This is a genomic window from Mesorhizobium sp. M1406, assembly GCF_040317555.1.
Lineage (GTDB): Bacteria > Pseudomonadota > Alphaproteobacteria > Rhizobiales > Rhizobiaceae > Mesorhizobium.
Map to the genome: position 1 here is coordinate 68,220 of NZ_JAMYKW010000025.1, position 10,822 is coordinate 79,041.

The 10,822-nt window shown below is 62.6% G+C and carries 9 protein-coding genes; 4 read left to right on the forward strand and 5 right to left on the reverse strand.

Going from position 1 to position 10,822, the window contains the following annotated elements; all coding sequences use genetic code 11:
• Nucleotides 1-52: 52 nt before the first annotated feature.
• The 4 genes from NKH03_RS20650 to NKH03_RS20665 all read right to left on the reverse strand — a co-directional run bounded on the left by NKH03_RS20650 (nt 53) and on the right by NKH03_RS20665 (nt 5,739).
• Entirely contained in the window at nt 53-2,521 is a 2,469-nt protein-coding gene (locus tag NKH03_RS20650) for a glycogen/starch/alpha-glucan phosphorylase (protein ID WP_352970175.1), read from the reverse strand.
• A gap of 234 nt (nt 2,522-2,755) precedes the next feature.
• Nucleotides 2,756-3,538 carry an ATP-binding cassette domain-containing protein gene (locus tag NKH03_RS20655; protein WP_023760533.1) on the reverse strand — a complete coding sequence of 261 codons (783 nt, stop codon included), beginning with the start codon at nt 3,536-3,538 and terminating at the stop codon, nt 2,756-2,758.
• Between the two features lie 2 nt (nt 3,539-3,540).
• Complete coding sequence (locus NKH03_RS20660; RefSeq protein ID WP_352871092.1) at nt 3,541-4,602, reverse strand: ABC transporter permease; 1,062 nt, start codon at nt 4,600-4,602, stop codon at nt 3,541-3,543.
• A gap of 159 nt (nt 4,603-4,761) precedes the next feature.
• Nucleotides 4,762-5,739 carry a sugar ABC transporter substrate-binding protein gene (locus NKH03_RS20665; RefSeq protein WP_502898064.1) on the reverse strand — a complete coding sequence of 326 codons (978 nt, stop codon included), beginning with the start codon at nt 5,737-5,739 and terminating at the stop codon, nt 4,762-4,764.
• Between the two features lie 268 nt (nt 5,740-6,007).
• Here NKH03_RS20665 and NKH03_RS20670 point away from each other — a divergent pair, with 268 nt between their 5' ends.
• The 4 genes from NKH03_RS20670 (at nt 6,008) to NKH03_RS20685 (ending at nt 9,990) form a co-directional block, all read left to right on the forward strand.
• A complete protein-coding gene (locus NKH03_RS20670) occupies nt 6,008-7,234 on the forward strand; it encodes an ROK family transcriptional regulator (RefSeq protein ID WP_352871094.1) in 1,227 nt (408 codons plus the stop codon).
• The gene (locus tag NKH03_RS20675) at nt 7,234-7,680 is read left to right on the forward strand and encodes an RbsD/FucU family protein (RefSeq protein ID WP_352871096.1); all 447 of its coding nucleotides are present in this window, start codon (nt 7,234-7,236) and stop codon (nt 7,678-7,680) included. The genes NKH03_RS20670 and NKH03_RS20675 overlap by 1 nt, the downstream gene beginning before the upstream one ends.
• Nucleotides 7,677-8,600 (forward strand): carbohydrate kinase family protein, encoded by a 924-nt coding sequence (locus NKH03_RS20680; protein WP_352871098.1) that lies wholly within the window; start codon nt 7,677-7,679, stop codon nt 8,598-8,600. Before NKH03_RS20675 ends, NKH03_RS20680 begins: the two co-directional genes overlap by 4 nt.
• Nucleotides 8,601-8,847: 247 nt before the next feature.
• Nucleotides 8,848-9,990, forward strand: a complete 1,143-nt coding sequence (locus NKH03_RS20685) for a DegT/DnrJ/EryC1/StrS family aminotransferase (RefSeq protein ID WP_352871100.1) — start codon at nt 8,848-8,850, stop codon at nt 9,988-9,990.
• 14 nt (nt 9,991-10,004) lie between these two features.
• On the opposite strand, the gene cysQ is transcribed toward NKH03_RS20685, so the two are convergent.
• The coding region (cysQ, locus tag NKH03_RS20690; protein WP_352970177.1) for a 3'(2'),5'-bisphosphate nucleotidase CysQ at nt 10,005-10,822 on the reverse strand (818 nt) is incomplete at its 5' end.

Below are 10,822 nucleotides of genomic sequence, written 5' to 3' on the forward strand. Positions count from 1 at the left end.
CTTCAAATCCACATCACCGGGACCACATTGTTCGTGGCCTCATGCAATCACATCAGACAGGCACGTTCCAGATTTCTTTCGCATATTGCCGGATCGTGCGATCGGAGGAGAACCAGCCGACACGCGCAACATTGCGGATTGCCTTGGCGTACCAATCGGGACTGTTGCGCCAGACCGCATCGACCTCGCGCTGGGCGGTGGCATAGGCATCGAAATCGGCGGCAACCATGAACCAGTCGCTGTTGTAGAGACCGTTCATGAGGTCGCGGTAACGCTCCGGATCGTCCGGCGAGAAGACGCCTGACGAAACAGCGGCAACGGCCTGCGCCAGTTCAGACGATCCTTCGATGATGGCGCGCGGGTTGTAGCCATTGTTGCGCCGCTCGGCGACCTCGGCGGTGGTCAGGCCGAAGATGAAGATGTTGTCGTCGCCGACGCATTCCTTGATCTCGACATTGGCGCCGTCGAGCGTGCCGATGGTCAACGCGCCGTTCAGCGCGAACTTCATGTTGCCGGTGCCCGACGCTTCCATGCCGGCGGTCGAGATCTGCTCGGAAAGGTCGGCAGCCGGCATCATGATCTCGGCCAGGCTGACATTGTAGTTCGGCACGAACACGACCTTCAGCAAACCGCGCACGGCCGGGTCGCGGTTGATGACCTTGGCGACGTCGTTGGCGAGTTTGATGATCAGCTTGGCGTTGTGATAGCTGGGCGCCGCCTTGCCGCCGAAGAATTTCACGCGCGGCATCCAGTCGCGCTCGGGATGCGAGCGGATCTGGTCATAGAGAGCGATCGCCTCGAGGATGTTCAGGAGTTGGCGCTTGTATTCGTGGATGCGCTTGATCTGGATATCGAACAGTGCCGAGGGATCGACCTTGATACCGAGCCGGTCGGCGACGAGGTTGGCCAGCCGCGCCTTGTTGGCGCGCTTGACGGCGGCGAACTTGTCGCGAAAGGCGGCGTCGCCGGCGAAGCTATCGAGATCCTTGATGGCGTCAATGTCATCGAGGAATCGGTCGCCGATCGCCTCGCGGGCGAGCGACGTCAGTCCGGGATTGCACTGGATCAGCCAGCGCCGCGGCGTGATGCCGTTGGTCTTGTTGTTGATGCGATCGGGATAAAGCTTGTGCAGGTCGGCGAACACCGTCTCCTTCATCAGGTCGGTGTGAAGAGCCGAAACGCCGTTGATCGAGTGCGAGCCGACAAAGGCCAGATTGCCCATGCGCACCCGGCGGTCGCCATTTTCCTGGATCAGCGAGATGCGGCCGATCTGCTCGTCCGAGAACTGGTTGGACGCGCGCGCCTCAAGCAGCACTTCGGCATTGATGGCATAGACGATCTGCATGTGGCGCGGCAAAAGCCGCTCGAAAAGCGGCACCGGCCAGCTTTCCAGCGCCTCGGGCAGCAGCGTGTGGTTGGTGTAGCCGAAGGTGCGCTTGGTGATATCCCAGGCCTGATCGAAATCCATGCCGTGGACGTCCATCAACAGGCGCATCAGCTCAGGCACAGCGATGGCCGGGTGGGTGTCGTTGAGGTGGATCGCGGCCTTGTCGGGCAGCGACTTCAGGTCGCCATACTGGCTGAGATGACGCTGGACGATGTCCTGCAGCGAGGCGGTGGAGAAGAAGTACTCTTGCCTGAGCCGCAGTTCCTGCCCGGCCTTGTGGGAATCGGCGGGATAGAGAACGCGCGACAAGGCATCGGCCTTGTTGCTTTCGGCAAGCGCGCCGATGTGGTCGCCGGCATTGAACTTGTCGAGCAGGATCGGATCGACCGGCATGCCCGACCAGAGCCGCAGCGTGTTGACGCGATTGGCCCGCCATCCGACCACGGGCGTGTCATAGGCGACAGCCAATACATGCTCGGTCGGCTTCCAGACATGGCGCTCGAGCCGGCCGTCCTTGGAGGTGATCGATTCCACCGAACCACCGAAGCCGACCTCAAACGAACGTTCACGGCGTTCGAATTCCCACGGATTGCCGTGATCGAGCCAGGTCTCGGGCAGTTCGACCTGCCAGCCGTCGTGAATCTCCTGGCGGAACATGCCGTTGGCGTAGCGGATACCGTAGCCATGCGCGGGAATGTCGACGGTCGCCATGCTCTCCATGAAACAGGCGGCAAGCCGGCCGAGGCCGCCATTGCCGAGTGCCGCGTCCGGTTCGAGTGCGGCGATGAGATCGAGATCGACACCCAGCGACGACAACGCCTCGCGCATATTGTCCATCAAGCCGAGATTGGAGAAGGCATCGCGCATCAGCCGGCCGATGAGGAACTCCAGCGACAGATAATAGACGCGCTTTTCCTTCTGGTCGTAGGCCTCCTTCGTCGCCTGCATCCAGCGGTCGACGATGCGGTCGCGCACGACCTTGATCGAGGCGGTCAGCCAGTCGTACTGGGTCGCGACGGTGGTATCCTTGCCGACCCGGTATTTGAGGGCCTTCAAGACTTCATCGGCGAGTGTCTTGGGATCTGGATTTTCAAGTTCGGGCTGGGGAGATTCGGATGTCATCGCGCGCGTCATGCTGCCTCTCGTGCGGTTGCCATGATCATACCGGCTTTCATCGTTCCTCCCAGCCCATGCTAGCCGATACTGCTACATATTCAATCGATTTAGGCGAGCCCTAGTCCGGGTTACCCTGCGGCAATTTGGCAATTTGAAGCGCGGCGCGCTCAGACGATCCCCGCGACGCACTTCAAATTTTGTTCCGTGCATGCCGTTGTCGCAAAACCGCTACGCACCTTTGGGCGACATGCATCAAGCCGCAAGCGCCGCCTCGGGCGGAACCTTCGCTCCGGTCATGAAGGCGACGGCATCGGACATCGTATATTGCTTGGGATCGATGACGCAGAGGCGACGGCCCAGCCGGTGGATGTGAATGCGGTCGGCCACTTCGAAGACATGCGGCATGTTGTGCGAGATCAGCACGATCGGCAGGCCGCGCTTCTTGACGTCGAGGATCAGTTCGAGCACGCGGCGGCTTTCCTTGACGCCAAGGGCGGCCGTCGGTTCGTCCATGATCACCACACGGCTGCCGAATGCGGCGGCGCGCGCCACCGCCACGCCCTGGCGCTGGCCTCCAGACAGCGTTTCCACCGCCTGGGAGATGTTCTGGATGGTCATCAGGCCAAGCTCGGTGAGCTTGTCGCGGGCGCGCTTTTCCATCGCCGGACGGTCGAGCATACGAAGCCAGTCGCCGAGAAAACCCGGTTTGCGGATCTCGCGGCCAAGGAACATGTTGTCGGCGATCGACAGCGCCGGCGACAGCGCCAGATTCTGATAGACGGTCTCGATGCCGGCTTCGCGGGCCTCCATCGGTGATTTGAAGGCGACGGGCTTGCCTTCAAGCCGGATCTCGCCTTCATCGGGCACGGCCGCGCCGGAAATCGCCTTGATGAGCGACGACTTGCCGGCGCCATTGTCGCCTATGACGGCGAGGATTTCGCCCGGGTAGAGGTCGAAGTCCGCATTGTCGAGGGCGGTGACGCGGCCATAGCGCTTGATCAAGCCACGAGCGGTGAGGATGGGTTCCTGGGTCATGGTCATGCCGAAACCTTTCTGATCCATTGGTCGACAGCCACGGCGCCGATGATCAGCACACCGGTGAGCAGCACTTTCCATTGCGGATCGGCGCCCAGCATGTTGAGGCCCATGGAGACGACGCCGACGATCATCGCGCCGAACAGCGTGCCCAGGATCGAGCCGCGCCCGCCGAACAGGGAAATACCGCCGATCACCGTCGCGGTGATCGCTTGCAGATTGTAGTCGGTGACGGCGGCGGACGGCGAGATCGAACCGTTGCGGCCGATGGAGACCCAGGCAGCGAAAGCGGCGATCAGCCCGGCAAGGGTGTAGACCGTCATCAGCACCTTCTTGGTCTGGATGCCCGACAGCTTCGCTGCCTCCTGATCGTCGCCGACGGCATAGACATGGCGACCCCATGCCGTGTGATTGAGCACGTACCATAGGACTAAAACGAGCACGACGGTTGCAATGACGCCGAGCGTCAGCACCGCCGTGCCAACCTTGAAGCTCAACGCAAACAGATGCAGCAGTGGCGCTTGGGTGTCGACGTCGGTGTCGCGGATCGTCTCATTGGCCGAATAGATGAAGTTCGTGGCCATGACGATGTTCCAGGTGCCAAGCGTCACGATGAAGGGCGGCAGCTTCATGTAGGCGACCAGCACTCCGTTGAGCAGCCCGCAGGCCGCGCCGGCGGCAAGCCCGATCGCGACGGCGAGCACACTGGGCATACCGTAGCTGACCGCGCAATTACCCATGATCACCGCTGAAATCACCATGATCACGCCAATCGACAGGTCGATGCCGGCGGTGAGGATGACCAGTGTCTGTGCAGCACCCAGAATGCCGATGATGGCGATCTGCTGCAGGATCAGCGTCAGCGTGTAGGACGAAAAGAACCGCCCTCCGATGGTGATGCCGAAGACGATGATCGCCAGGACCAGCACGATCAACGGCACCGCGGCCGGAGTCGAATGCAGGAAATGCTGGATGCGCTTGACGGCCGATTTGTGCTCGTCAAAAGCGGCAACGCTTGTGTCGCTGCTTGAGAGAACTTTCTCGAATTCTTGAGCTTGAGCCATGTTTTCTCCCCGTAGGACTGCAGCCAAACGCCGACGCCCGTCCACGCTTTTCCGGTCTGCTGCCGGGATTGTTCGCGGTCACGCGACCATCGTCCACCGGAAGCGGTCGGGGATCAAGCCCCGACCGCTCAGGTTGCGTAGATGCCTTTCAGACCGGCATCAGCCCCAGCACTTGGCGAGGCCTTCCTTGGTGTCGATGGACTTCACGCCGGTGGCCGGCTTGTCGGTCACCAGATTGACGCCGGTGTCGAAGAAATTCTTGCCTTCGGTCGGCTTCGGCTTGGTTCCGTCCTTGGCGAAAGCGGCGATCGCCTCGATGCCGAGCGCCGCCATCTGCAGCGGATATTGCTGCGACGTTGCGCCGATGACACCTTCGGCCACCGACTTCACGCCGGGGCAGCCGCCATCGACGGAAACGATCAGCACCTGGCTTTCGAGGCCGACGGCCTTGAGCGCCTGATAGGCGCCGACAGCTGCGGGCTCGTTGATGGTGTGGATGACGTTGATGGTGTTGTCCTTCTGCAGAAGGTTTTCCATCGCCTTGCGGCCGCCCTCCTCGTTGCCGTTGGTGACGTCGTGGCCGACGATGCGCGCATCGTCCTCATCGCCGATCTTGTTGGGGTCCTTCACGTCGATGCCGTAGCCCATCATGAAGCCTTGATCGCGCAGCACGTCCACGGTCGGCTGCGAAGGCGTCAGGTCGAGGAAGCCGATCTTGGCGTCCTTGGCCTTGTCGCCAAGCGTGGCGGCGGCCCAGGCGCCGATCAGCTTGCCGGCTTCGAGATTGTCCGTCGCAAAGGTCGCGTCGGCGGCGTCGATCGGATCGAGCGGTGTGTCGAGCGCGATCACCAGCAGGCCGGCATCACGCGCCTTCTTCACGGTCGGCACGATGCCCTTGGTGTCGGATGCGGTGATCAGGATACCCTTGGCGCCGTCGGCGATGCAGCTTTCGATCGCCGCCACCTGGCTCTCGCTGTCGCCGTCGATCTTGCCGGCGTAGGTCTTGAGATCGACGCCGAGTTCCTTGGCCTTCGCCGTGGCGCCTTCCTTCATCTTGACGAAGAAGGGGTTGGTGTCGGTCTTGGTGATCAGGCAGGCACCGACACCGGCCGCGGATGCGGACGACGCAAACGCCATCAGGCCCAGAGCCGCGGCGGCAAACACGGTCGATTTCAACAGTTTTGTATTGGTCACGATTTTCCTCCCAGTGGAACCATTCCGGATGCCGGCCAACCGGCACCTGCAGCGCATCCAACGAAATTCTCCCAGCGTGGACGCTGCCTCAACAGACACCAGGCCGAAGCCCCTGTCAATAATTAAATCACTCTTATTTATTATTGACAGCCTTGCTTCATTCACCCATTCTGGCCCAAAAGCATTGCGGGGAAACGACGGGAGGAACAGGGTGGAAACCGCCATAGCGAGGCACGGTTCGCCCGAGGCGAATGACAGCCTCATTCACCGCGGCACCAACCAGAGCGGCATGCGCGACCACAACGAGCGGTTGGTGCTCTCGCTGGTGCGCCAGCATGGCAGCCTGGCGAAATCCGACATCGCCCGCATGACCGGACTTTCGGCGCAGACGGTTTCGGTCATCATGCGCGAGTTGGAGGAAGAAAGTCTCCTGCTGCGCCAGGCGCCGTTGCGCGGCAAGATCGGCCAGCCCTCCATCCCGATGGCGCTCAATCCCGAGGGTGCTTTCTTCATTGGGCTGAAGATCGGCCGGCGCAGCGCCGAACTCGTGCTGATCGACTTTCTCGGCAATGTGCGCTCGATGCTGCAGCATTCCTATCGTTACCCGGCGCCACGCGAGACGGTGGATTTCGTCAGCAACGGCATGCGGCAGATGCGCGGGGAACTGACGCCCGCACAGGACAAGCGCATCGCCGGGCTCGGCATCGCCATGCCGTTCGAATTGTGGAACTGGGCCGATACAGCCGGCGCCCCGCGCGACGTCATGGACGAATGGCGTCACCGCGACATCAGGGCCGACATCCAGGCGCAATGCGATTTTCCGGTCTACCTGCAGAACGACGCCACTTCAGCCTGCGGCGCCGAACTCGTCTTCGGCCAGACGAGTGCTGCGCGTGACTTCGTCTATTTCTATATCGGCGCCTTTGCCGGCGGTGGCATCGTGCTGAATGGCCGGCTTTTTGGCGGTCCCACCGGCAATGCCGGAGCACTCGGCTCCATGCCCGTGCCAGGGCCGGACGGCAAGCCGACCCAATTGATCGACGTGGCGTCCATCGCCATGCTCGAAAAGGCGCTCAATGCGCGCGGCGTCGAGGCTTCGCATCTGTGGACATCGCCGGAAGACTGGGGCGAGATCGGATCCGAGCTCGACGACTGGATCGCCAGCGCCTCGCGAGCGCTCGCCTACGCCATCGTCGCCGCATCCTCGGTCATCGATTTCGAAGCGGCGGTGATCGACGGATGGATGCCGAAGGCGGTGCGCCGCCGGCTGGTCGACGCCATCATCGCGGCCATCGCCACGATCGACGGTGAAGGTTTGAAGTTGCCCGCCGTACGCGAGGGAACCGTCGGCATTCATGCCAGGGCGCTCGGCGGCGCCAGCCTGCCACTTTCCGAACGCTTCCTGATCAGCTCGACGACGATTTCCAGGAGCGCCTGATGCTGATCGGAATCCCGGCGCTGCTCGGTCCGGAGCTTCTGGCGATCTTGCGCGGCATGGGCCATGGCGACGAAATCGCCCTCGTCGACGGAAATTATCCGGCCGAACAACAGGCGACCCGGCTGGTGCGGGCCGATGGTCACCACCTCATCCCGGTGCTCGACGCGATATTGAGCGTCCTGCCTGTCGATGACGTTGTGCCGGAGGCTCTGTTTCGTGCCTCTGTCAAAGGCGATCCATCGCTTGCCGATCCCGTCCATCATGAGATCGAGGCTACCTGCGCCAAACGCGCGCCGGGCCGCAAGGTGGTTGCACTGGCCGGCGCCGACTTCTATGCACGGGTCAGATCGGCGCATGCCATCGTCGCGACAAGCGAGCCGCGGCTCTACGCCAACATCATCATCCGCAAGGGCGTGATCTATCCGCCGGAGACCAGGAAGCCATGATCCTCTGCTGCGGCGAAGCCCTGATCGACATGCTGCCGCGTACGACGACAGCGGGCGAGCCGGCTTTCGCGCCTTACGTCGGCGGTGCAGTGTTCAACACGGCGATCGCACTTGGCCGGCTCGGCGCGCCGGCCGGCTTTTTTTCCGGACTGTCGTCGGACCTGTTCGGCGGACAGTTCAGGGATGCGCTGGGGGCGAGCAAGGTCAGCTCCACCTATGCGCACACCTCGCCTCGGCCAACGACGCTGGCCTTCGTCAAGCTCACCAACGGCCAGGCGACCTACACATTCTATGACGAGAACACCGCTGGCCGCATGCTGACCATCGACGACTTGCCGCAGCTCGGCAACGAGATCGAAGCCATGCTGTTCGGCGCCATCAGCCTGATCTCGGAGCCCGCCGGCAGTGCCTATGAGGAGTTCATGAAGCGCGAGCATGCAAGCCGCGTCATGATGCTCGATCCCAACATCCGCCCGAACTTCATCCCGGATAAGGCCAAGCACCTCAGGCGCATCCGCGCCATGATGGCGATGGCCGACATCGTGAAACTGTCGGACGAAGATTTGAACTGGTTCGGCGAAGCCGGCTCGCACGAGGATGTCATCCGCAACTGGCTCGATCGCGGCCCCAAGCTGATCGTCGTCACGCATGGCAGCGAAGGCGCAGCCGGCTATACCAGGGAACACGCTGTCACGGTCATGCCGGAAAAGGTCGAGGTGGTCGACACGGTCGGAGCCGGCGACACGTTCAACGCCGGCATCCTCGCCTCCTTGCATGAGCAGGGCCTGCTGACGAAGGCGGCTATTTCCGACCTGTCGAAAGATGCCATCCACAAGGCGTTGGCGCTCGGCGCCAAGGCGGCGGCGGTCACGGTGTCACGGGCCGGCGCCAATCCGCCGTGGCGGCATGAGATCGTCTGAGTAACGCTCAACATAGATTGAGCCAGTCGATCACTTTATGTTTCGCAAGGGTCGATCCCGGAGGTATGAATGTCGGATCGCGCCCGACTAAGCCCGGATTTCCGGCATCTCGCGATGGTCCGCCGGGGGATACAGGTAACGGGCTGCGACACCTAGGCAATTCGCGGTTCTGCCTGTTCGGCTTTCTCGGCGGGCGCAACTCTGGTACCAGCGGCCGGTTATCTGGCTAACCCGTTTTGAGGCCGACATGCAGTTCATCGATCTTGGCGCGCAGCGCGAACGAATCCGCGACCGGCTGAAGGCCGCGATCGACCGTGTCGTCGACGAGGGCCGCTATATCCTCGGCCCGCAAGTCACCGAGTTCGAGAACAAGCTGGCCGCCTATATCGGCACCAAGCATGTCGTGGCCTGCGCCAACGGCACCGATGCACTGCTGTTGCCGCTGTTCGCGGCAGGCGTTGGCCCTGGCGACGCGGTGTTCGTGCCGAGCTTCACTTTCGCCGCCACCGCCGAAGTGGTGGCACTGGCCAAAGCCGAGCCGGTTTTCGTCGATGTCGACCCGCATAGCTACAACATTGACATTGCCAGCCTCGAAGCCGCCATCGCCATGATCAAGAAGGAAGGCCGGCTGAAGCCGAAAGCAATCATCCCCGTCGACCTGTTCGGCCTTGCCGCCGACTACGAGGCGATCATGGCGATCGCCAACCGCGAAGGGCTGATGGTGATCGAGGATGCCGCCCAGTCGATGGGCGGTTCGCTCGACGGCAAGATGTGCGGTTCCTTCGGCGCCGTCGGCTCGACCAGCTTCTATCCGGCAAAGCCGCTTGGCTGCTACGGCGACGGCGGCGCGATGTTTACCAATGACGATGCGCTGGCCGAGCAGCTCAGGTCTTTCGCCTTCCACGGCAAGGGCGAAACACAATACGACAATGTCCGCGTTGGCATCAATTCGCGGCTCGACACGCTGCAGGCGGCGATCCTGATCGAGAAGCTGGCCATTCTCGAAGACGAGATGGTTGCCCGCCAGGTGGTGGCAAAGCGCTATGCCGATGGGCTCGGCGACGTCGTTACCGCCGCCCTCAATCTGGACGGCGGCCGTTCGGCCTGGGCGCAGTACGCGATAGAGACTCCGAAGCGCGACGGGCTGAAGGCGCATCTCGGTGAAAAGGGTATCCCGTCGGTCATCTATTATGTGAAGCCGCTGCATGACCAGGTTGCTTATCGCGACTACCCACGCACACCGACCGGCCTTGCCGTGTCGGAAGAACTGCCGAAGCGGATCCTCTGTCTGCCGATGCACCCTTATCTCAGCGAAGCCGACCAGGACCGCATCATCGAAACGATCCGCAACTATGTCGGTTCGAATTCAGCGCAGGCCGCAGCCGAGTAATCTGTCGACCGGTCTCAGACGGGATTGGCCCCTGCCCCGCTGGCGATAAAATGCGGATTGGCAAAATCCTCGTCGTCGCTTTGCCCGCGCTTGCCATAGACCAAAGGCTGGCCGTCCAGCGTGCGCGTCATGCCGCCGGCCGCGCGCAGCACGGCATCGCCCGCCGCCGTGTCCCATTCCATGGTGCGGCCGAAGCGCGGATAGACATCCGCCTCGGCGCTGGCGACAAGGCAGAATTTCAAGGACGAGCCTACCGAGACGATTTCGGCGGCACCGAGGTCGCGAATATAGGCCTCGGTTTCCGGCGTGTTGTGGGAACGGCTGGCGACGACGGCCAGCGGCGCCACGGCCGTTCTCACCGCAATCGGCCGGCGGCCGACGATCTGGTAGTCGCCATTGATTTCAAGAGATTCCGCCCTGCCCGGCAGGCCGGAAAAGAAGCGGCCCGTGCAGGGCGCAAAGACGACGCCGACTTCCGGCACGCCGTGACGGACAAGCGCTATGTTGACGGTGAAGTCGGTGCGGCGGTTGACGAATTCCTTGGTGCCGTCGAGCGGATCTATCAGAAAGAAAGCCCCGTCCAGGTCGGGCGGCACGATGCCGGCGGATGCCTCCTCCTCGGCCACGCAGGGAATGTCGGGAAATGCGGCACGCAGTCCGGCGAGAATGATCTTCTCGCTCTCGCGGTCCGCCTCGGTCACCGGCGAGGAATCTGATTTCCGGTCGACCGCGCAGCCGGCGTGGAAAACACGCATCACCTCGCGCCCGGCCGCCAGGGCCAGCCGTTCGAAGATTTCGAGCATCAGCCTGTCGTCAGATGCCGCCGCCGTTG